Genomic DNA, 20,278 nt, shown 5'->3' on the forward strand with positions numbered 1-20,278 from the left:
ACATTACGCGCGCGGTCCGTCACCGTTCGTCGCGAATTGGCGTGAGTGGAACCACCGGCTCCGGCGGGCCCGGGGCGCCTGCGAACGGTGGGGCGCGTGCAGGGGCCGGAAGCGCTGCCGGCGGGGCGGACGCCGGGCGGTGGCCGCCGTCGGACCCGTCAGACGAGACGGACCGGTTTCTCCGGGCGGACGCCGAGATGGCGGAGCCAGTCCCGCAGGGGAACGGGGTCCCCCGTCTCTATGAGGGTGAGGACGCGGGGGCCGATGTCCGCGGCCCGCTCCCCGCCGACGAGGAGGGAGGGGCCGTCCAGCCAGTCGAGTCCGGGGACCGCCCCGGCCGTGTCCATGGCGGCGCAGCAGACCATCGCCGTGACGTGGTCGGCCAGCAGTTCGCGGCCGGTCCTGGGCGGCTGGAGGGGGAACAGCGGGAGCATCCGGTCGTCCCACAGGTCGCGGTCGGGGTCCTGCCGGCCGTCGCTCCCGGCGGGCCGGGGCCTCACCGGGGCGGACGCCTCCTCGCGGGCCAGTTCCGCGGTGAGCCGGGCGGCGAGGGCCGCGGACCGCTCGTTCCCCACGGCGAGGTCGGGGTCGTCGCTCTCGGCGATCCCCATCTCCCCGTACGCCTCGGTCCGGTACTCGGCGAGGACGGCCGCGGGGTCCGGGTCCGGGTCGGGACCGGCTCCCCGGGGCGCGGACAGGTGGTCCAGCACACGAGCCAGGGTCGGGCCGTCCGCCTCGGGCAGCGCGGGGTCGGCGGGGTGGCGGACGCCGAGCGCGTCCAGGACCCGGTGGAGCCGGGCCGCGTCGATGCGCCACTTGCGGTCGACGACCTCGTCCGGGTAGTCCTGCCAGTCGACCGGTGCCCAGTCGGGACCGGCCTCGGCGGGACCGCCGTGGAAGAGCCGGGCGGCGAGCAGCGAGGCGGCCTCGTCCACGATGCCGGGCTCTTCGAGCAGGTCGCAGGCGGGACGCTCGCCGAGCCGGGAGGCGAAGCCCTCGGCGAGGCGGTCGCGGCGGGAGAGCTCGGTCAGGGCGGCGACGACACCCACGTCCAGCCGGGAGGGCCAGCGGCCCATCCGCCAGGCGGGCAGCGCGACACGGGTCAGCAGACGGTCCCAGCCCGCGTACGCGAGACCCACCTGCTCCTGGGCGACGATCCGCACGCCGTAGTCCACGGCCTGGGCGCGCTCGGCCGCCGAGGACGCCACGGCCCGCTCCATCTCGGCCGCGTGCTCCCGGCAGCCGCGCAGCAGGAGACGGGTGACCCAGCCGACGCCGGCCAGGACCGTGCGGGACAGCGGGCCCCGGCCGGGCTCGGAGGCCACGGCCACGGCCGCGTCCAGGCCCCGTACGAAGCGGCGGGCCGCGGCTATGTCCGGCTGCGCGGACGGGCCCGTACCGGCGACGACGGGGGCGAGGACCGCCCGCAGCTCGCCGACCCGCATCCACCACAGGAACGGGGAGCCGATGACGAGGACGGGGGCCGGGGCGACCCGGGCGGCACGGTCCGTCGGCGCGGTCGCCGTCGGGTCGCCTCCGGCCGGACCTCCGGGCCGGGCGTCCGGCTCGTCCCTTCCGCCCGGAGAGGAACGGCCGTGCGCCCGGTGGGTGCGGTCCTCCAGCCAGCTGTCGCAGTCCGGGGTGAGGGCTATCGCCGAGGGGGCCGGGACGTCGAGGCGGTCGGCCAGGTCACGGACCATGCGGTAGAGGTCGGGGGCCGATTCCTCGGGGATCGGGACCGTGGGGCTCATCGCGGGCCGGGCGCGGGCCACGACGAGGGCGATGCCCGCCGCCGCGAGAAGGACGAGGACGGCGAACACCGTCACGGTCCATCGCACGACCCCCCAGGACGTACCGGTGGCGCGGCCGGTGACGGCACCGACGAGCAGCACGACGGCCACGGCCGCGGGCAGCAGGGCGACGGCCAGCGCCCTGCTGCGGACGCGCAGCACGGCGAGAGCCCGGGAGCGCGCTGCCTGCGCGCCCACCTCCACACCCATACCGGTCACGACCGGACGTCACCCCCTCTTGTCCGCCCGGCCCCGGCCGTGTCGCTGCCGGTGCAGGCGGATGCCCTGGCGTTGGTCACTCCCCCACTGTGGCACCCGCCACCGACATCGCAACGCAGGTGGGCCAAGTGCCGGAATGCCTTCGCCGCACCCTAGTTGGGGCCCCGGCCCTCGTCAGCCGGATAGGGCATCGGTCACCCGATGGAATGGCTCTGGGGAAAGGTGGATGACGGCGGGACCCGGCCGGTCTTCCGATTCCGTACAGAAATCCGCAGGTGGAAGCCCTGGGCCCACCACGACAAAGCCCCGGATTCCTCTCGGAGTCCGGGGCTCGGTGCTGGTATGGGAGATTCGGGCCAGGTCCTGTCGTCAAATTCCCGTCGTCGCCCGAAGGGCGGCCTCGCGGCGTCTGGTGCGTGCTCTGGGGGTACCCCCTGCTCGAAGAGCTCGGGGGAGTGCCGGGCGGAAGTCCTCGTACTGGACGTACTGGGGCTTTCGCCCGGTGCGGCGAGTGGGGGTCCCCCTGCTCGAAGAGCTAGGGGGAGTGCCAGGCGTCGCGAGGCAGGCGGGAATTTGACGACAGGACCTAGGCCTCGGCCGCCGCCTTCGCGGCGATGTCCGTGCGGTGCTGCGAGCCCTCCAGACCGATGCGGGCGACGGCCGTGTAGGCGCGCTCCCGGGCCTCGGTGAGGCCGGATCCGATCGCTGTGACGGACAGCACGCGGCCGCCCGCGCTCACGACCGCGCCGCCCTCGTGACGAGTGCCGGCGTGCAGGACGTACGCGTGCGGGGCGTCCTCGGCCGCCACCTCGTCGAGCCCGGTGATCGGGTCACCGGTGCGCGGGGTGTCCGGGTAGTTGTGCGAGGCCACGACGACGGTGACCGCGGCCTCGTCGCTCCAGCGCAGGGGCTCCAGATCGGCGAGGGTGCCGTTGGCGGACGCCAGCAGGACACCGGCGAGCGGGGTCTTCAGGCGGGCGAGGACCACCTGGGTCTCGGGGTCGCCGAAGCGCGCGTTGAACTCGATGACCCGCACGCCGCGGCTGGTGATCGCCAGACCGGCGTACAGGAGGCCGGAGAACAGGCTGCCGCGGCGGCGCAGTTCGTCGACGGTCGGCTGGAGGACGGTCTCCATGACCTCCTCGACGAGCTTCGGGTCCGCCCAGGGCAGCGGTGAGTACGCGCCCATGCCGCCGGTGTTGGGGCCCTCGTCGCCGTCCAGCGCGCGCTTGAAGTCCTGGGCGGGCTGGAGCGGGACGACGGTCGTGCCGTCGGTGATCGCGAAGAGGGAGACCTCGGGGCCGTCGAGGAACTCCTCGATGACGACGCGGTCGCAGGCGAGGGCGTGCGCCCGCGCCGTCTCCAGGTCGTCGGTCACGACGACGCCCTTGCCGGCCGCCAGTCCGTCGTCCTTGACGACGTACGGCGCTCCGAACGCGTCGAGCGCCTCCTCGATCTCCTCCGGCGTCGCGCAGACGTACGAGCGTGCCGTGGGGACGCCGGCACCCGCCATCACGTCCTTCGCGAACGCCTTGGAGCCCTCCAGCTGCGCGGCCTCCCGCGAGGGGCCGAAGCACGGGATGCCCGCGGCGCGCACGGCGTCGGCGACACCGGCGACGAGCGGGGCCTCCGGGCCCACGACCACCAGTTCGGCGCCGAGCTCCGTGGCCAGCGCGGCCACGGCGGCGCCGTCGAGGGCGTCGACCGCGTGCAGTTCCGCCACCTCCGCGATCCCGGCGTTCCCGGGAGCGCAGTGCAGGGCGGTGACGTCGGGGTCGAGGGACAGAGAGCGGCACAGGGCGTGTTCGCGGGCGCCACCACCGATGACAAGGACCTTCACGGACCCAGCCTAACCGTCGCCCGGGGGTGCCCTTGTAGGGGCTTCCGAGACGACGGCCCCACGACGCTGGTGCGATCCTCCAGGAAACCGTTTCCCGGTGTGCCGGCCGACGCGGTCCCGCACACCGGCGGGCACGTCGAGCGAGCACGGTGCCGAAGGGCCGGCGGACGTGTCCGCGACCTCGTCACGGTCCGGTGGCCGTGTCGGACGCCGGGCACACCGGGCACGGGCGTCCGGAGCCTGGCGGGCCTGCTCCGGGGCTTGGCGGGGACGTCCGAGGACCGGCAGCCGCGTCCGGTGCGCGGCACGGTGGTCGGTGCGCGGCACGTGGTCGGCTCGTCGGTGGCCGGAACCTGGTGCGTGCGTCCGGGACGGGTGTCCGAAGCCTGGCGGGCGGCGCACCGGCCGAGGTGGCCGGTGTCGGGCTCGGCTCGGCGGTGTCCGGGGCGGCGGCCGCCTCGGGGTGGTCGGGGGCGGCGGACCCCCGGGGTCACTCGTTCGTGAACTCCTCGACCACCGTCGCGCCGAGCTCGCGGACGATCAGTTCGTGGCCGGAGAGGGCGGACTCGTCCAGGTCGGGGTCGTCGTCCTCCGGGATGTCGTCCTCCGGGGCGACCGGCGGCGGCTCGTACGCGGGGGCCGGAGCGGGGGCGGACGCGGACATGCCCGCGGCCTGGGGACGGCCCGCGGGCGGGCCGGACTGCGGCGCCGCGGGCCCGGAGGCCGGAGCGGACGGCTGCTGGGGCGCGGGAGGCCGGCCGGCCGCGGGAGCGCCGCCGTAACCCCCGGCCCCGCCACCGCCGTACCCACCGGCTCCGCCACCGCCGTAGCCGCCGCCACCGCCGAATCCGCCCCCCATCGGGGCCGGCGGCGGTGCCGAGCCGCCCGAGGCGTCCACGATCGCCTCGATCTTCCACTGCACGTTGAACTGCTCCGCGAGCACCTGCCGCAGCACGTCCTCGCTGCCGCTGCTCGCGAAGTTGTCCCGCGCCCCGGCGTTCACGAAGCCGATCTGCAGCGTCGTCCCGTCGAAGGCCGTGGCCTGGGCGTTCTGGCTGAGCAGGATCCAGGTGAACCGGCGGCGGTTCTTCACCGCCTCCAGGATGTTCGGCCACAGCACGCGGGGGTCGGGCCCGCCCGCGGCCGGAGCGGGGGCCTGCTGCGGCGCGCCCGGAGCGGCGGCCTGGGCCGCGGGGGCGGCGGGAGCCGGTGCGGAGGGCGCCGGAGGGCGGCCACCGCCCGCGGGCGCGGCCGTGGGCCAGCCGCCGGGGCGTCGGCCGCTGCCCGCCGCCGTGGCGGTGGGCCAGGCACCCGGCGCGGCGGCCGCGGGGGCTCCGGCCGGTGCCGCGGGCCGCTCGGGCGCCACGGGGGCCGGTGAGGGCGCCTGCGCCGGAGCCGGCGCGGCGAAGGACGCGGCGGGCACAGCGGGAGCGGCGGGAGCGACCCCGGCGCCCGCCTGCCCCGGGCCCCGGGCCGCGGCACGGGCCGCCGCGAGGCCTCCGCCCGCGGGAACCGGGGGCACCCCCGGCCCGGCCTGCGGAGCCGGCACCGCGCCGTGCGCCTCGGGCCCGGGCACGTACCCCATGGCGGGGGCGGCCCCGCCGCCGGAGAAGTTCACGCCGCGCTCGATGCGGTCGAGGCGGGCCATGACGGACCGCTCGTCCCCGTACGCGGCGGGCAGCAGGACGCGGGCACAGATGAGTTCGAGCTGGAGGCGCGGCGAGGTGGCCCCGCGCATCTCCGTCAGCCCCTCGTTGACGAGGTCGGCGGCACGGCTCAGCTCGGCGGCGCCGAAGACCCCGGCCTGCGCCTGCATGCGCTCCACCACGTCGGCCGGGGCGTCGATGAGCCCCTTCTCCACCGCGTCCGGGACGGCCGCCAGGATCACCAGGTCCCGCAGCCGCTCCAGCAGGTCGGCGACGAAGCGCCGCGGGTCGTTGCCGCCCTCGATGACGGTGTCCACGACCTCGAAGGCGGCGGCGCCGTCCCCCGCCGCGAACGCCTCGACGACGGCGTCCAGCAGCGAGCCGTCCGTGTACCCGAGCAGCGAGGTCGCCATGGCGTACGTCACACCGTCGTCGGCGGCGCCCGCCAGGAGCTGGTCCATCACGGACATGGAGTCACGCACGGACCCCGCGCCCGCCCGTACGACGAGGGGCAGCACGCCTTCCGCGACGGGGATCCCCTCCTGCGTGCAGACCTCGCCCAGGTACTCGCGCAGGGTGCCGGGCGGCACCAGCCGGAAGGGGTAGTGGTGGGTCCGCGACCGGATCGTCCCGATGACCTTCTCGGGCTCGGTCGTGGCGAAGATGAACTTGAGGTGCTCCGGGGGCTCCTCGACGACCTTCAGGAGCGCGTTGAAACCGGCCGACGTGACCATGTGGGCCTCGTCGATGATGTAGATCTTGTAACGACTGCTCGCGGGCCCGAAGAAGGCCTTTTCCCGCAGGTCACGGGCGTCGTCCACACCACCGTGCGAAGCGGCGTCGATCTCGATGACGTCGATGGACCCCCGGCCGCTGCGGGCGAGGTCCACACAGGACTGGCACTGGCCGCACGGCGTCGGCGTGGGCCCCTGCTCGCAGTTCAGGCAGCGGGCCAGGATGCGCGCGCTCGTGGTCTTGCCGCAGCCGCGCGGACCGCTGAACAGGTACGCGTGATTGACCCGGTTGTTCCGCAGCGCCTGCGACAACGGGTCGGTGACATGCTCCTGCCCGATGACCTCGGCGAACGACTCCGGGCGATAGCGGCGGTACAGCGCGAGAGACGACACGTCTACGAGGTTATAGGCGCCCACTGACATCAAGGACCGCCCCGAGCGCATCCCCGGCCCGCCTCGGGTGGCATCGGGTCCCCGGTGGCATCCGGTCCCCGGCGAACACCGCCTCCGGTCCGACGGCCGTGCGGCGCGGACGGCCCCCCGGAAACGCAAGCGCCCCCCACGCACCCGCCAGAGCCGACCTACCCTTGCTGCCTTCCGGCCCTGGGGGAGTTCAGTCAGATAGCGCCACGTGAGGGGCTCCGCAAAGAGTACAGGATCCGCGGGGAAGGAATCGAGTTCGCGAGCACTCCTCAGAGTCTTGTATTGTTTGCCGCGGAGGATTCGCCTAGAGGCCTAGGGCGCACGCTTGGAAAGCGTGTTGGGGGCAACCCCTCACGAGTTCGAATCTCGTATCCTCCGCCAGTGCCTCACCGGGCACGATGTCGAAGGGCCCCGCTGCTTGCAGCGGGGCCCTTCGACGTTCCTCAGCCCTCGTTGTCCTGGTTTTTGTCCACAGAGGGGGCCGAGGGTCCCCAGATGGCGTCGGCAATCTTCTTGGCGACGTCCTTCAGCATCGCGTCCGGCACGTGGAGGTACCGCGCCCGCATGCGGGCGGACGTACCCGGTTCCCAGCCCATGATCTGGTCGATCACCCGGGCCGGGACCCCGAGCAGCATGAGCACGGTGGCCGCAGTGTGCCGGGCATCGTGCAGCCGGCCGTCCCGCACCCGCGCGTCCGCCAGGAGCCGCTTCCAGTCGTGATAGTCCGTGTTCGGGCTCAGCGGGCCGCCTAACGCCCTGGTGAACACGTACTCCGACTCGGTCCATAGATCACCGGCAGCCTTCCGCTCTCGTGCTTGGGCCTCGGCATGCAAGCGGAGCATGGCGACCAGCGGGCCGGGCAGCGGTACGGCACGGCGCCCTGCTCGGGATTTGGTGTTCTTGGTCTCCCGGCGGACCTGCACCCGGTCCGGGCAGTACCCCGGCTTCCGACCGCAGGGGGAGGCATCCGAGCATCCGTGCTCGTACCGGGGGCGCAGACGGTTCCGGCGAAGCTTCAGGTACTCGTTGTCCAGGTCGACGTCAGACCAGCGCAGTCCCAGCGTTTCGCCCTGCCGTAGACCGAGCGCGAGTGCCAGCATCCACCGTGCACTGTTACGGCGCTTGTTCACTTCGAGCAACAGCCTCTGCACTTCTTCCAGCGAGTAGGGCTCCACCTCGTCTTCCGCGTCTTCCATCCGTGGTGGCTTCGCCAACGCAGCGGCGTTCTTCGCCACGTGACCGCGCCGTGTCGCCTCTCCGAGGGCGGTTCGGATGGTGCGGTGCGCCTGGTGCGCCGTGCCGGCCTTGCTCCCGCTCTGCTGCATCCGGCGATACAGGCTTTCCAGGTGTTCCGGCTCCAGGCGGTCGATGCGGTGCTTGCCGAGCCCCGGCACCAGGTGCACACGAACTGCCACCTCGTAGCCGTCGTACGTGTTCTCACTGATGACGGGCTTGGCGATGTTCTCGACCCAGTGCAAGAGCCACTTCTCTACCGTCCACGGCTTGCCGGGCTGACGCGCCGAACCCTCGTCGCGCTGCTTCTCAAGCCGCCGGACCTCGTCCACGAGTTCCTTGCGCGTCGGCCGGGTCAGATGCCGCCGGTAGGGCGACCCATCCTCCTTGTAGCCCATGGGCACGCGAGCGTGCCAACGATCGTCCTTGCCGAAGTAGATGGCCGATTCGCCGTTGGCGCGGCGCGTGCGCTTCCTGTCCTCTGCCACGAGCGGGCTCCTTCGAGGTGCATAGATACAGGTCGGAGCGCCACCCGGCATCGGGTGGCGCTCCGAAGAGAGGGGGTCAGGCAGCTCGTCGCTGGGCTCGAAGGCGAGCCACGTACTCGCCGGGAGCCTCGGCAGGAATCCGGCGCAAGCTGCCTACCGGGACGGATTCCAGCTCGCCGTTGCGAATGAGTCGGTAGCAGGTGGTCCGGCCGATGCGGAGGCGTCGTGCGGCCTCTTCGACGGTCAGTAACACCAACGTGGGGTCATCGACCCCACGAAGCTGAGGCGTGTCCATGGGTGGGGCACTCCTTCGAGGTGGGCTGCGGCTTGTATCGCGGGATCTTCTTGGAGCCCGCGTCTGTCCGAGGTTCGGATTTCTGCGTCACCCGCGCCATCAGCGTCATTTGGTGCTCTGACCTGCGATTTTGGGTGACACGGCGGATCGAGCCTGCGTCACCGCCGCGTCATCGGTTGCGTCACCGGGTGACGCAGGTGACGCACGATGACGCATAGAAAGCCGTCTGCGTCACCGCTGTTGTCGCAGTTCAGCGGCCGTTTGCCGGGCGAGGTGACGCGGGTGACGCAGCGTCTTCCTACTTAGGACAAAGAAGGGGCTGCCTGTAGTAGTTGGGTGCGCCTTACAGAGCGAAGAAGGAGCCGCTGCGCGGCGCGACCTTCGGGCGGCGTCCCGCCGAACAGCAAGAGGAGCACGCATCGCCGCGGCCGGTGCTCCTCTTGCAGTTCGCATGAGCGCGCGCGGTCGCGGTCAGAACGCCCGGGTCTGCTCGCGCGGGGCCGGGGGGAGCGTGCGGATCATTTCGAGGTAACGGCCGGCCTTCGTACGGCCCGCGTCCACGACCACGCGGCGGGCCGCCAGGGTGGGCTGTAGTCGCTTGAGGCGGTCCGAGAGGACTTTGCCGGTGGTCGGCCACCCCTTGGGCAGCGGACGGCAACCCTCGCCGCTGTAGAGGCTGCTGAGGCAGGCAAGCCACTCGGTCGACGTCATCCGCTGCGCCGTGCCCGGTTCGATGGTTTCGGCGTGCAGGAGAACGGTCTGCGCGAGGAGGTCACCCTCGATCACGTCGTCGTTCAGGTCGTCCAGACTCGCCCGGTACGCGGGCAAAGCCCCGAGACCGGTCGCGGCGTCGAACTGCGAGCACAGGTGGGCGAAGTCCGCCATCCGCAGATCGGTGGGAGTCTCTGCCTCCACGGCCCGGACCTTGACCGTGAGGTCCAGGAGCGAGCCGAGGACCACGGGCAGCACTTCCGCGTAGTCGGCCCACAGTTCGGCCTCGGTGCGCCGGACTTTGGGCCGCTCCAATCGCAGCGGTAGGAGCCGGTCGGCGAGGTCGGGGCGGATGACTCCGACGTCGATGCCGGTGAGGAGCAGGGGCCGGCGGTAGCCGACGCGGAAGACATCTCCATCGGTGAACAGGGCCCGCTTGACGCTCTCGGCCCCGGTCACGATGCAGCACATCGCGTCGGACAGGTCCGGGGTCACGTGGGAGAGGTTGTCCAGCGCGGTGACCCATCCCGCCGCCACGGCCGCGATCAGGCTTTCCTCATCCTTCGGCGCCCGGCGCAGGTCACCGCTCATGCCCTCGATGATCCGGGTGAGCATCCGTCCGCCGGTGGACTTGCCCGCGCCCTGCGGGCCGGTGAGGAACGGCGCGGGCACTGGCACGGACGGCCCGAGGCAGCCGATCAGCCACACGATGGCCAGGCACTCGGTCTCCGCGTTGGCGAAGTTGCACAGCCGCATCAGCAGGTCGATGCCTTTGCCGTCGGTTTCCTTGGCCGGCAGGGGCAGTTCCCCGGTGAGCTGGGTGCGTCGCCAGCAGACTTCCCGCGGGTCAGGGGTGAGGATGTCCCACCCGGTGGAGTGGATGCGGACGGACTTGCCGTCATCGCGTCCCAGGTCCAGCCACGTCGCCCCGTCGAACCCGGGGGCGACGCGGATGTGCACGGGCTGGACGTTCTCGGTCAGTGCGAGTGCTTCGATCAGGTCCAGCGCCTCTTTGATTGCGGACCCGTTGAACGCGCCGCGGCCGTCCCGGTAGAGACCGACCATGAGTTCCTGCCGGTGGCTGCCCGTGGTGCCCTGCGAGCGGATTGGACGGGCGACCGGGTGGCCGTTCTTCTGCGCGTACACGGTCCCGTCGGCGGTGCGGAAGTACCGGAAGTGTTCTTGCGCGTAGTCCGCGATGACTTCGCGGGCGGGTGTCTTGTCGTCCTCAGTCATGGGTCATTCCCAACGTGGTCAGGGCGTTGGTCCACGCGTCCGTGCAGTGCCGGGCCGATTCGCCCTTGGCCTGTGCGGCGGTGAACAGTCGCGCGGTGTGGGCATCGGTGAGGCAGCCGCACCGGCCGTGCGTGGACAGCACCGCGAGGAACGTTCGGTAGACGGTCGCGTGCACCGCCTCCCGGGCACCGGTGATCCGCTGCTCCGCCATGGCGATTCCACGGTCCAGATAGGTGGGGGTGCGGTGCGGGCACCTCCCCTCGTGGTTCCCCAAGGGCACTGAGAGCGCCTGTGGCGCCCTGCGAGCCGTGGACGGCTCCTTTACTGCCAAGGCGCGCACAGCGTCCGGGAGAGCGGCCACGACGCCGGTGCCGGGTCCGAGCCAACGGGCGTACGCCATAAGTGACTTGATGTCGACGCCGGGCCGGACCGCGTTGGCGCCGTGCATGGTGCCCCGGTAGATCCAGTGCTCACCGCGGGTCGTCGGCACGGTCCGGGTGGCGGGCAGGCTCGCCCGGGCCCACGCGATGGCGTCCGTGTTGTCGAGGTCCACCACGGTCAGACCCACGCCGCCCGGGTAGTAGGCCACCGCCGCCGCCTCCCGCCAGGCGCGCGCCCACCCCGGGGAGTCGACGACGCCGGGGTCGGTACTGGCCGCGGCCCACCCGTGGCACGGACGCGGGCAGGCGCAGGAGCCGGGAACTTTCATGTTCGGTCGGCCCCCACAGATGTTCTTGGCGCAGGCCGGGCAGTTCCCGAACGGCACCTTCCCCGCTCGTAACGGCAGCACCGGCGTGCCGGAGGATGCCAGGGACAGAGCGGCACGCAGCTCTCCCCGACTGTCGGTCTGTTGCGTCATGCTGGATGTCTCCAGTTCCTTGATGAGTGGCTGGCAGGCAAGGGCGACCCCGGTTCTTGGCGGAGTGGGGGTCGCCCTTGGCGTAGCTAGCCGTGGAAGTGGCTGCGCTTGATGACGGCTTTGCGGATGTTGACCGTGCTGCCCGTGCCGCTGGTGATGGCGCGGGCGGGTGCGCGCAGGGCGAGAACGATGACCGCGAGCCACACGAGCGCCCCGCCGCTGATTCCGGCCGCGGCGCTGACGATCTCGCCCACGCCATAGCCGATGCCGGCGGCGAGGGCGCCGCCCCCGAGTCCGGCGCCGAGGAAGCGTTGGGCGACGGGGTCCAGGAGTGGCAGCGGTGTCAGGTCGCGCGGCTCGGGGGCGAGGGTCGGGGCGGGGGCGAGGTGCTTGGGCATGGGGACCATGCGGCCGTAGGCATCGGGCACCCACACCACGCTCTGCCGCTCGCCGTACGGGTCCAGCGCCACCGACAGGCCCGGGTCGTAGGGGCTGAGGGGCTGCGGTTGGTGGACGGTCACGGCCCTCTGGGCGGGCAGGTAGGCGGACTGTTCGGGGTACATGCGGAATCCCTTGAGGTCATGGTTCAGGGAGGCGAGGGCACCCCCTTGCGGGGGTGCTGAAACGGGGGTTTTGGGGGTCTGACCTGGGGTGCCTCCCTGACTCCCTGCGCGATCATTCGTGCAGCTCAGAGCCAGGGAGGCGGGTCAGGGAGGGAGGCAGGGAGTTCTCCCTGCCTCCCTGACCCGGGCGGGGTCGGCTCCCTGTCATCCGTCGGCGGAAGCGGAACCGTCCGTCTCGCGGTTGGCGAGGGCTCGGGCGACGCGTTCAGCGGCGACGACCATGCGGCCATCGGACTTGTAGGGCTCCGCGCCGGCGTCCTCCAGGACGCGCTTGAGGTCCAGGAACGTCCAGGCGCCGTAGGCGTCCTCGTTCAGCGCGGCGAGCCGCTTGAGGACGTCCTGTGTCTTCAGGCGCGGCTTGTCGCCGAGGACGGCGGCGATGTCGGCGAGCGGGTCCCGCTCCTCGCCCCGCTCGATCACGGTCAGGGTGGTGACCCCGTCGCGCAGGGCCTTGGCCCGGTCGGCGATGACGGTCGCCTCGTCGGTGTCGATGTAGTGCGTTCGGACCGTGATGGACGCCTGCCCGGCGGGAATCGCGATGCCGTCGGAGGCGACGACGACCGTGCCCTTGTCGAGCCCGGGGCGCAGCAGGTTCGGCGCGGCCCCGCCGTCGACGGCCTTGTCGCCCAGGGCCATGCGGGCCTGCTGCTCCGTTCCCAGGGCGAGGGAGGCGCGGGTGTGGGCGCCCTCGCGGACCAGCTTGGGCAGGTTCTCGTTGGTCGGGTCCTGGGTGCCCTGCCACATCAGGACGTTGACCGCACGGCCCTGGTTGTGGATTTTGCGGACGGCCATGAAGTAGCGGGAGTTGGCCTTGGCGCCGCCGTAGGGGCGCTTGTCCTCGTCCTTGGCCGGGCACATGAACGCGACCTGTGCTTCGTCCACGATCACGATCAGCGCCGGGAACTGTGTTCCGGGCGGGGCCTGGAGACGCCGGTTCATCTCGTCCACGGCGCCCTCAACCATCTCGGTCACCTGGATCACGTGGTCGTCCGTCGGGCCCTCGATCAGCGTCGTGGCCACGCCGTCGAACATCCGCCAGTCCCCGGCACCCTTCAGGTCGCCCATGAGGAACTGCACCGATCGATCCAGGGCCAGCCACAGCGCGAGGGCCCGAAGCGCGGCCGTTTTGCCCTGGTTGGACAGACCCGTAATCAACAGGTGCCGCTGGAACAGACTCAGGGCCGCCGCGTCGCCGCGCAGGTCCTCGCCCCAGGGGGCGCGGCCCTTGGCGTAGTCCGCGGTCATGGTCTCGTCCGTGACCAGCGGCGACGGGCCGATCGGCTCGTCCAGCGCCCCAGAGTCCGCCACCCAGAGGCGGACGGTGCGGGCGGCCTGGGGGATGGTGATGAACACCTCGTGCTCGTGGCGGGTCAGGTTCTCCGCGAGCTTGCGGCGCCGGTTCTGCACCTCGATCGTGGACACCCCGGACGGGAGGGTGACGTCGACCTCGACGCCGCATCCGGCGATCCGGATCGGCCCGAGCATCGACGCGCCGGCGTCCCCCATGTCCTTGATGGCGTTACGCAGGGCGGGCACGCCGAGGTCGCGCAGGGCCTTGACGACGATGGACGGGGTGATCGGCTCGCCCTCGCCCGATCGGACGTTCGCGGGGAGCGCCCAGGCGGGTGCGGCCTGCTGGTGCCGGCCGACGCCCCATAAGGCCAGCAGGGCGAGGAAGGGACCGATGGCGAGGGCGGGGCCCCACACGACCTGAACGATGGTGATGAGCAGGTTGATGAACTCGATCGTGGCCATCAACGGCGTGACGACCTGCGTGACGTCCTTCGTCGCGATCGCCATCACGACCCCGAGCGCGACCAGCGAACCCACGCCCATGCCCGCGCTCACGGCCACGCCCTTGGCCGCGTCCACGGGCGAGTGGAGCAGGTCCATCCGGCGACGGTGGCGGGCCTCGCGGAAGTGCTGTCCGCGCTCCTCCCACTCTGTGGCCATCTCGTGGTTGCCTGCGGCTTCGGCGGCGCGGAACATCCGCTCGTAGCGGGAGGCGGTCCGACCGTCCCAGGTCCGCTTCGCCGCGATGCGGGCCCCGCCGGCGACGTAGAGGGTGTGCCGGGCAACGGCGCGGGCGGTCGTCTTGGTCGTCTCGTGCGTGACCGCGGTGCGGATGGCGCGGCCGGAGCGGACCCACAGCGGGACGGGCCGCGCGGGGGCCGGTTCGGGGACCACGGTCAACGTGGTCACGTTGACGGGCTCGGGTGCGAGGTTGTCTTTGTGCAGGTGAACGACGTTGTCACTCATGGTTGGTGGCGCTCCTGACTGCCCCGTGTCCGGGGTGAGAGGGAAGGGAGAAGGCGCAGTGCGGGCGGGCGGTCACCACCAGCCGGAGGACTTCTTGGCGGCCTTGGCGCGGGCGGCCTCGGTGACGACGCGCTGACGCTCGATCTGCAACGCGGTGATTTCCGCGATCAGCCGCGTCTCAGCCGACGTCGACACCGTCTCGATCCGGTTATCGGCGTGGCCGGTGCTCTTGCCCCGCAGGACCCGGTACGAGCCGCCCGCCACGGCGGCGAGCATCTGGCGCCGCTCCGAGCCGGTGAGCGGCCACAGTTCGCCGCGGCGGACGGCTTCGAGCATGCGGTTCGTCTCGCGGATCGCCCGGTCAAGGCGACGCGTGTCGGGCTTACCCATGGTCAGACCGCCTTTCCGGCGTTCGGGGCGAGGATGAGATGGATGTCGGCGAGCTGGACGGTCGAACCCTGCGAGCGCAGCCACGCGGCTACCTCGCGGGTGACGCGGTCGGAGCAGCAGGTGATCGGGACCGTGACGGTTCCGTGGGCGAACGCGCGGCCCTCGCCCGGCACGGTCACGTGCGCGTGCCAGGCGTATTCGATGCTGCCCGGGGCAGCGTTGGTGCTGGTCACAGCACAACTCCAAGGAGTGGAAGAAGGGTTCAGGCGCAGGGCACACAGGTCCCGAGCGAGGCGGGAATGACGTAGCCCGCATCGCGCCCGCAGGACGGGCAGGTGCGGCGGGCGGCGTTGGCCTTGGCCAACGCCGCCCACTTCGCGACCGTCATCGGCCGCACCGGCCGGGCCAGGTCCACCCGGTAGAGGTAGGCGACCAGCGGCCCGCGGCGACGGCGCGGCCGTTCGAGTTGCGCGGCCACCGGCTGTCCGCCGGGGCGCAGGCCGCGCGCCCTGAGTTGGCGAAGGGTGGCGTAGCCATCCGGGGCCAGATGCCACCGGAACACCGGTAGCGCGGCCATCACGCCACGCGCTTCCACGCCGCCCGCAGGCGAACCTCGGAGGCGGAGTGGCCACCCGCCCGGAAGCGGGTCGCCATCTCCCGGTACGACAGGGCCGGAACGCGACTGGTGCGAATCTCCTCCACCACCGCGTCAAGTTCCGCGTCCGTGAGAGCCGGGCCCGATTCGAGCGCGGCAACCGTCTCGGTCGGCCCCCAGACAGGCAGTTCCCAACGGGGTGCGACGTCGGGCGTGACGCGGTGCGTCACGCTGGTCAGGGCCCGTCCTGTGTCCTCGCCGGTCCGGGCCGCTTCCAACGTCGACCACGCGTCGGAGAGCCGTTTGGCGGTGTCTGCCTGGACGCGAGCGACGCGAGCGCCAGCCTGCGTCACGGCCGTCAACCGCGTCTCCTCCGTGGACGCTTCAGCCCGCAGTCGGGCGCGGGCCACGGCGGCTTCGTCGCGGGCTTCCTGCTGGATGCCGGAGATGGCGGTCAGCGCGGCCGGGGTGAGCGCGGTCCGCTCCCACAGCCCGTGGACCAGCCACAGGGCCTTCGCCGCGAGCGGCAGCCACGCCACCGCCAACCACGCGCCCGTGTCCGCCTCAGCGGTCAGGGCGTGGGCGACCAGGACGCCGGTGGCGAGCAAGCCGAACGACCAACCCACCGCCGTCACGGCGGTGGAGTGGTCGCCTTGGGCTGCGAGGCGGCGTTCGTAGGCGAGGGTGGCGAGCCATCCCCCGTCGATGCCCAGGCCGACCACGAGAGCGACGGGCCACGGCATCGCCGTGCCCAGCCACATCACGACCACGGCCAGGGTCAGGACCAAGGAGACCGCCGTCACGGCGACGGCGGGCAGCGCGGTCGGGCGGGCCATCACGCCACCCCCGCCGGGCTCGTGCCGGCGGTGCGGTTGGTCAGCTTGGCCCGCTCCGCGAGCACCCGGGCCAGCGCCCGGCGAACCCGGCGGGTGTCGACCTCGTTGGGGACGTGGTTCATGGCGGTGATCTGTGCGTCGATCAGGCCGACGTCCGCGAGGATCACGGGCATCTCCAGCTCGATCGCGTCCAGCTCCGCATCCGTCGGCTCCATGAAGTCAGCGAACGCGGTAACAGCTTCCTGAACAGTGACGATGGGGTTCATTGGGTCGTGTTCTCCCTTGCAGGTGGAACGGCCCGAACAGCGGCCCCGGGTCTAGCCACCCGGGGCCGCACGCCGTTGAAGTCGGAAGATCCGGCTCCCCTCAACGCCGCTCGTGCGAGACGAACAGCGGAGGCAACCGGCCGTTGCGCCAGAGCGCAGCGGCTAACTGAGTCGTGCGGATGTCTCCTCCGGGAACGCGAGCTCCCGTTTCAGGCGTATGGAGACGTGACCTTTCGGTCTAAAGCCGTCCCGAGTGACAAGGGTCGGGTCCGCCCTCGGCCCGCTTTGTCCCGGGCCCCTTGGCCTCGAACGGCCCTGAAGCAGGGCGCATTGAGGTCCGGCACCCACCGCCCGGAAGTACCGACCGACGAGCACATGCCTAAGGTTCCCTAGGGTTCCCTGCGGTGTCAAGCGGTAAGCTAGGGAACCTCAGGGAAGTAACGACAAGGAGCGAGCAACATGGCAGGCCAGGCCGACAACCGGGCGCCGTACGCAAGGATTGCCGCCCACTACACGGAGCTGATTACGTCTGGTCAGCTAGAGCCAGGGACGCTCTTGCCGAGCATCAAGAACCTCGCGGAAGAGTGGAAGGTCAGCACCGCCACAGCCGAGAAAGCCCTGCGTAAGTTGCGAAACGAAGGGCTCGTTCGAGGCATCCATGGAATCGGCACTGAAGTCCTGGACAGGCCGGCCCCGATGTCCTCGGGGTCCCAGCGCCAGGACCGGGGGCGTCGTACCGGGTCTAGCTGGGGGTCGGGCGAACGGTCCGACTCGCATACGGCGGCCGTGGTGCCCGCACCAGCCGAGGTTGCGCAAGCCTTGGACATCGAGCCCGGCTCAGAAGTCGTACGCCGCAGCCGCGTGTACCGGGACCGCCACGGCATCGTGGCTCACAGCACATCATGGATTCCCGCTCGGTACGGGAAGCTGATCCCTCAACTAGCTTCAAGCGAACGGCTGGCCGGGGGAACTTCGCTCCAGCTCATCGCTCAGGCCACCGGCCACCCGATCAGCCACCGCATCGACACCGCCTCGGCCCGCCTCCTGACACCCGAATACGCGCGACTCCTGGAACTCTCCGAAGACAGGTCGCCAACAGAACCGGTCGTTGTCATGACAGCGAAGTTCGTCGACAGCGAGGGCAACATCGTGGAGTACGGCGTGGACCTCGGGGGACCCGGCCGAACGTGGCGCACAGAATCGGAGGTCGCCCCGTGACGGTTATGGAAGGCGCGCTCGCGAGCGCACGCGAAGACCGACCGGGAACCCTGCTTACGGCCTACCGTGCTGCCACAATCACGCTCGAAGCCGAAGCAGAGGTGGCCGCCACCTCCCGACCGATGACGAGACCGATGTCCCCGCACTCTCCGTTCTGCGTCCTCATGGCCGGACTGCCCGGCTCAGGCAAGACCACCCTTTCCCGTGCTCTCACCGACCGCGGATTCGTACGGTTGTGCCCAGACGAAGAGATGTACCGCCGCCATGGCGTGTACGGGGTCGACTTCCCTCGAGGTACTTTCCCCACCCTGGAACGCCCGGTCCTCGAAGACGTGGCGAGCGAACTCCGGGAACAGCTCAAGGCAGGACACGACGTGGTCGTTGACCACGGCTTCTGGACCCCGGAAGACCGGGCCAAGTGGCGAGCTGTCGCCACCGAGGCCGGCGCTACTCCCGTCGTCGTCTACCTCGCCGCCAGCCACGACGAACTGTGGGCGAGGATCAGCAAGCGCAACGAGTTTCACGCAGACGATCCCAACGCGATCTACTTCTCCGAGAGCGATCTACAGCGGTACCGACGCCGGTTCTTTCCTCCCGCAGCAGACGAACCCCATGTCATGTTCGATGGCGACCCGGCAGTCGTGATCGCAGCGCTGGAAGCATCTGGCCTCTGAAGTTCAGGGACAGGCGCACATCCGCCACCTCCTGCCCTCTCTACCGCAACACTGCGGAAGGGTGCCTGAACTGGACGTTTGAGATCAGCGAAGCGTGCCACGTCCCCTCGCGATCGCGACGACGCTTACCCGGCAGATAGCGGCGGACGCGGCGTAGTAGCGCACTACGTAGTGCGCTACGGTGGAGCCATCTCCATAACCTAGGTTCTAGAGATGGCAACAGCCCCCACCGCCGTGAAGAGGAAGGGGCTGCCGCGCTCACATGGGACTCATCCCGTGACCCCTGCCCCCTTGGCGTTGGCGCGCCTGGGGGCAGAGTGCGTTAGAGGCCGCTGATGACGTGCATCAGCCAGTGTCCCGCCTGGATGATCCAGTCGGAGACAACCGGAGCAAACACCGCGAGCACGATGTCTGCCGGCCCCCGCTTGTCGCGGAGCGCATCCCGGCTCGGATCCGGTTCGAGTCCGTCCCCGGAGGGTTCGGACTCGCGGCCATCACCGTTGCCAGCATTGCTCATATTCTGTTGTTCTCTCTTTCGCCCGCCGTGCAGAACCGGGGTGGGCCGGGATCGGCGGGCTTGCCTCCACGGCCCCCCTGGAGCCACGCGCCAGACGAACACCCTGAAGTCTAGGTGGTGGGACCGACTCTGGAGACCCGGGTGACCACAACTTCTGGACGAGTGGCGCCATCCAACCACTAGATGTGGGGTTCCATGGGGGGATTCGCCACTCGGGCGCGTCCGCCTGAGGGGCGCGGCCGAGAGTGGCATGTGCGGGGAGGGCGCCGAGGGCCGGACTGATCAGGAGAAACCCGCGCAGCCCACTCATGAACAGACGTCGTTCCGCCGCCAGGCTGTAGCGCCCTGACCCCGGCAAAACGCCCCGGATGTCGTGGCATCGAACTCGCGAGGCAGCCCATCTGGACGCGAGGCGAGATGCACTCCGGGACGGAACGAATCGACAGGTGTTACAGGCGAAGCGCCACAAAGGTCCTTACGTGAGCGTCCCGAGATGTCGAGCGAAGCGCCGGAATGCATCCCTCCGTACTCGCGAGGCGCACTTTGGACCCGGTGAGAAATATTTTTCTTCTGCACAATGTGTATACGCGAAAGTCGCAGGTCAGGCGCCATTCTGTGGATGCGGCTGTGGTTTATTCACCGCGCTGTCCACCGGGTCATGCACAGATTATCGGTAGTTGTGCACAGTTAATTGACGCTTATCCACAGGGGTTGTGGATAAGCGGATTGGCTGCTGGATCACTCGCTGTCACTATTGCCACCGACGGGGCGACGTGGCCGCAAAAAGGCGGCCCCCGCTGGCACGGGAGCCGCCCTGACCTAGTCCTTGGAGAGAGCAGGTCAGTAATGACACTACCGACTAGTACTGAAGCTTCAAGCCCCGAGAGTCCTCCTGCGGTACGCCGACCGCGTCGCTGGGTACGTTCGCGAGGACTGGTTGCGATTGGCCTTGGCGGAATCGGTCTGCTGGTCGTTCTTCTCGTTCTCTTCGTGCCCGCGCTTGCCGCACCGATTGAGACGTCTTCCGTTGTCGTCGGGGCAATAGTCCCGTTGACCGTGTGGCTCTGTCGGGATGGAGGGGGTAGCGGAGGCGATTCTGGCAGCGAGCGATAGATCGAGCCGCCGTAGCGAGACGGTTCTCTCCGCGGCGCTTGTTGTCCTGGTCCTTGTCCAGTGCACTAGCGGTCGCAGCTGTTCACCTTCGTACGCGCAGCCCGGCTGAGCTGCTGCTTGAACCTCTGCGGACGCCTCTGAACTGCCACCCGCACAGTTGGAAAGCGTGTTGGGGGCAACCCCTCACGAGTTCGAATCTCGTATCCTCCGCCAGTGCCTCACCGGGCACGTTGTCGAAGGGCCCCACCGCGAGGTGGGGCCCGAAGACGCGGTATGATATAAAAAAAAACCAGCCCAACAGAAAAACAACAAA

At 70.7% G+C, this 20,278-nt stretch carries 17 protein-coding genes, 1 tRNA gene and 1 other RNA gene; 3 read left to right on the forward strand and 16 right to left on the reverse strand.

Going from position 1 to position 20,278, the window contains the following annotated elements; translation table 11 throughout:
* Nucleotides 1-158: 158 nt before the first annotated feature.
* The 4 genes from ACFW6B_RS33660 to ffs all read right to left on the reverse strand — a co-directional run bounded on the left by ACFW6B_RS33660 (nt 159) and on the right by ffs (nt 6,873).
* Nucleotides 159-2,000 carry a hypothetical protein gene (locus ACFW6B_RS33660; RefSeq protein WP_386602211.1) on the reverse strand — a complete coding sequence of 614 codons (1,842 nt, stop codon included), beginning with the start codon at nt 1,998-2,000 and terminating at the stop codon, nt 159-161.
* 595 nt (nt 2,001-2,595) lie between these two features.
* On the reverse strand, nt 2,596-3,849 hold the full coding sequence (purD, locus tag ACFW6B_RS33665; RefSeq protein WP_386602177.1) for a phosphoribosylamine--glycine ligase: 1,254 nt from the start codon (nt 3,847-3,849) through the stop codon (nt 2,596-2,598).
* A gap of 490 nt (nt 3,850-4,339) precedes the next feature.
* A complete protein-coding gene (locus ACFW6B_RS33670; RefSeq protein WP_386602179.1) occupies nt 4,340-6,622 on the reverse strand; it encodes a DNA polymerase III subunit gamma and tau in 2,283 nt (760 codons plus the stop codon).
* Nucleotides 6,623-6,774: 152 nt separating this feature from the next.
* Nucleotides 6,775-6,873: signal recognition particle sRNA small type (ffs, locus tag ACFW6B_RS33675), an RNA gene on the reverse strand.
* 72 nt (nt 6,874-6,945) lie between these two features.
* Between ffs and ACFW6B_RS33680 the strand changes: the two genes are divergently transcribed.
* Nucleotides 6,946-7,033: transfer RNA gene (locus ACFW6B_RS33680), tRNA-Ser, on the forward strand.
* Between the two features lie 62 nt (nt 7,034-7,095).
* Here ACFW6B_RS33680 and ACFW6B_RS33685 read toward each other — a convergent pair.
* From ACFW6B_RS33685 to ACFW6B_RS33735, 11 genes are all read right to left on the reverse strand, one after another.
* Complete coding sequence (locus ACFW6B_RS33685) at nt 7,096-8,373, reverse strand: tyrosine-type recombinase/integrase (RefSeq protein ID WP_386602181.1); 1,278 nt, start codon at nt 8,371-8,373, stop codon at nt 7,096-7,098.
* 76 nt (nt 8,374-8,449) lie between these two features.
* A complete protein-coding gene (locus ACFW6B_RS33690) occupies nt 8,450-8,668 on the reverse strand; it encodes an excisionase family DNA-binding protein (RefSeq protein WP_386602183.1) in 219 nt (72 codons plus the stop codon).
* Nucleotides 8,669-9,139: 471 nt separating this feature from the next.
* A complete protein-coding gene (locus tag ACFW6B_RS33695; RefSeq protein WP_386602185.1) occupies nt 9,140-10,615 on the reverse strand; it encodes an ATP-binding protein in 1,476 nt (491 codons plus the stop codon).
* Nucleotides 10,608-11,474 (reverse strand): DNA primase, encoded by an 867-nt coding sequence (locus tag ACFW6B_RS33700; RefSeq protein ID WP_386602189.1) that lies wholly within the window; start codon nt 11,472-11,474, stop codon nt 10,608-10,610. The genes ACFW6B_RS33695 and ACFW6B_RS33700 overlap by 8 nt, the downstream gene beginning before the upstream one ends.
* Nucleotides 11,475-11,560: 86 nt before the next feature.
* Nucleotides 11,561-12,037, reverse strand: coding sequence for a hypothetical protein (locus ACFW6B_RS33705; RefSeq protein ID WP_386602191.1), 477 nt, complete (start codon nt 12,035-12,037; stop codon nt 11,561-11,563).
* 204 nt (nt 12,038-12,241) lie between these two features.
* Complete coding sequence (locus ACFW6B_RS33710) at nt 12,242-14,356, reverse strand: ATP-binding protein (protein ID WP_386602193.1); 2,115 nt, start codon at nt 14,354-14,356, stop codon at nt 12,242-12,244.
* Between the two features lie 72 nt (nt 14,357-14,428).
* The gene (locus tag ACFW6B_RS33715) at nt 14,429-14,746 is read right to left on the reverse strand and encodes a hypothetical protein (RefSeq protein ID WP_386602195.1); all 318 of its coding nucleotides are present in this window, start codon (nt 14,744-14,746) and stop codon (nt 14,429-14,431) included.
* Nucleotides 14,747-14,748: 2 nt separating this feature from the next.
* Entirely contained in the window at nt 14,749-14,979 is a 231-nt protein-coding gene (locus tag ACFW6B_RS33720) for a hypothetical protein (RefSeq protein WP_386602198.1), read from the reverse strand.
* Between the two features lie 29 nt (nt 14,980-15,008).
* The gene (locus ACFW6B_RS33725; protein ID WP_386602200.1) at nt 15,009-15,323 is read right to left on the reverse strand and encodes an RRQRL motif-containing zinc-binding protein; all 315 of its coding nucleotides are present in this window, start codon (nt 15,321-15,323) and stop codon (nt 15,009-15,011) included.
* A complete protein-coding gene (locus ACFW6B_RS33730; RefSeq protein WP_386602202.1) occupies nt 15,323-16,177 on the reverse strand; it encodes a protein spdB in 855 nt (284 codons plus the stop codon). Before ACFW6B_RS33730 ends, ACFW6B_RS33725 begins: the two co-directional genes overlap by 1 nt.
* Entirely contained in the window at nt 16,177-16,443 is a 267-nt protein-coding gene (locus ACFW6B_RS33735) for a DUF6284 family protein (RefSeq protein ID WP_386602205.1), read from the reverse strand. The genes ACFW6B_RS33730 and ACFW6B_RS33735 overlap by 1 nt, the downstream gene beginning before the upstream one ends.
* Nucleotides 16,444-16,902: 459 nt before the next feature.
* On the opposite strand from ACFW6B_RS33735, the gene ACFW6B_RS33740 reads away from it, so the two are divergent.
* Together ACFW6B_RS33740 and ACFW6B_RS33745 are read left to right on the forward strand one after the other, a co-directional pair.
* Nucleotides 16,903-17,661, forward strand: coding sequence for a GntR family transcriptional regulator (locus tag ACFW6B_RS33740; protein ID WP_386602207.1), 759 nt, complete (start codon nt 16,903-16,905; stop codon nt 17,659-17,661).
* Between the two features lie 5 nt (nt 17,662-17,666).
* Nucleotides 17,667-18,335, forward strand: a complete 669-nt coding sequence (locus ACFW6B_RS33745; protein WP_386602213.1) for an AAA family ATPase — start codon at nt 17,667-17,669, stop codon at nt 18,333-18,335.
* Nucleotides 18,336-18,657: 322 nt separating this feature from the next.
* On the opposite strand, the gene ACFW6B_RS33750 is transcribed toward ACFW6B_RS33745, so the two are convergent.
* Nucleotides 18,658-18,852, reverse strand: coding sequence for a hypothetical protein (locus tag ACFW6B_RS33750; protein ID WP_386602209.1), 195 nt, complete (start codon nt 18,850-18,852; stop codon nt 18,658-18,660).
* Nucleotides 18,853-20,278: the final 1,426 nt, after the last annotated feature.

Source organism: Streptomyces sp. NPDC058751 (assembly GCF_042746485.1).
GTDB lineage: Bacteria > Actinomycetota > Actinomycetes > Streptomycetales > Streptomycetaceae > Streptomyces.

What these genes read in the sequence shown, in the direction of transcription:
- ACFW6B_RS33695 (WP_386602185.1), bottom strand. Translation starts at nt 10,615, where the DNA reads ATGACTGAGGACGACAAGACACCCGCCCGCGAAGTCATCGCGGACTAC.
- ACFW6B_RS33740 (WP_386602207.1), top strand. Translation starts at nt 16,903, where the DNA reads ATGGCAGGCCAGGCCGACAACCGGGCGCCGTACGCAAGGATTGCCGCC.
- ACFW6B_RS33700 (WP_386602189.1), bottom strand. Translation starts at nt 11,474, where the DNA reads ATGACGCAACAGACCGACAGTCGGGGAGAGCTGCGTGCCGCTCTGTCC.
- ACFW6B_RS33690 (WP_386602183.1), bottom strand. Translation starts at nt 8,668, where the DNA reads ATGGACACGCCTCAGCTTCGTGGGGTCGATGACCCCACGTTGGTGTTA.
- ACFW6B_RS33705 (WP_386602191.1), bottom strand. Translation starts at nt 12,037, where the DNA reads ATGTACCCCGAACAGTCCGCCTACCTGCCCGCCCAGAGGGCCGTGACC.
- ACFW6B_RS33735 (WP_386602205.1), bottom strand. Translation starts at nt 16,443, where the DNA reads ATGAACCCCATCGTCACTGTTCAGGAAGCTGTTACCGCGTTCGCTGAC.
- ACFW6B_RS33710 (WP_386602193.1), bottom strand. Translation starts at nt 14,356, where the DNA reads ATGAGTGACAACGTCGTTCACCTGCACAAAGACAACCTCGCACCCGAG.
- ACFW6B_RS33725 (WP_386602200.1), bottom strand. Translation starts at nt 15,323, where the DNA reads ATGGCCGCGCTACCGGTGTTCCGGTGGCATCTGGCCCCGGATGGCTAC.
- ACFW6B_RS33660 (WP_386602211.1), bottom strand. Translation starts at nt 2,000, where the DNA reads ATGGGTGTGGAGGTGGGCGCGCAGGCAGCGCGCTCCCGGGCTCTCGCC.
- ACFW6B_RS33730 (WP_386602202.1), bottom strand. Translation starts at nt 16,177, where the DNA reads ATGGCCCGCCCGACCGCGCTGCCCGCCGTCGCCGTGACGGCGGTCTCC.
- ACFW6B_RS33715 (WP_386602195.1), bottom strand. Translation starts at nt 14,746, where the DNA reads ATGGGTAAGCCCGACACGCGTCGCCTTGACCGGGCGATCCGCGAGACG.
- ACFW6B_RS33750 (WP_386602209.1), bottom strand. Translation starts at nt 18,852, where the DNA reads ATGAGCAATGCTGGCAACGGTGATGGCCGCGAGTCCGAACCCTCCGGG.
- ACFW6B_RS33745 (WP_386602213.1), top strand. Translation starts at nt 17,667, where the DNA reads ATGGAAGGCGCGCTCGCGAGCGCACGCGAAGACCGACCGGGAACCCTG.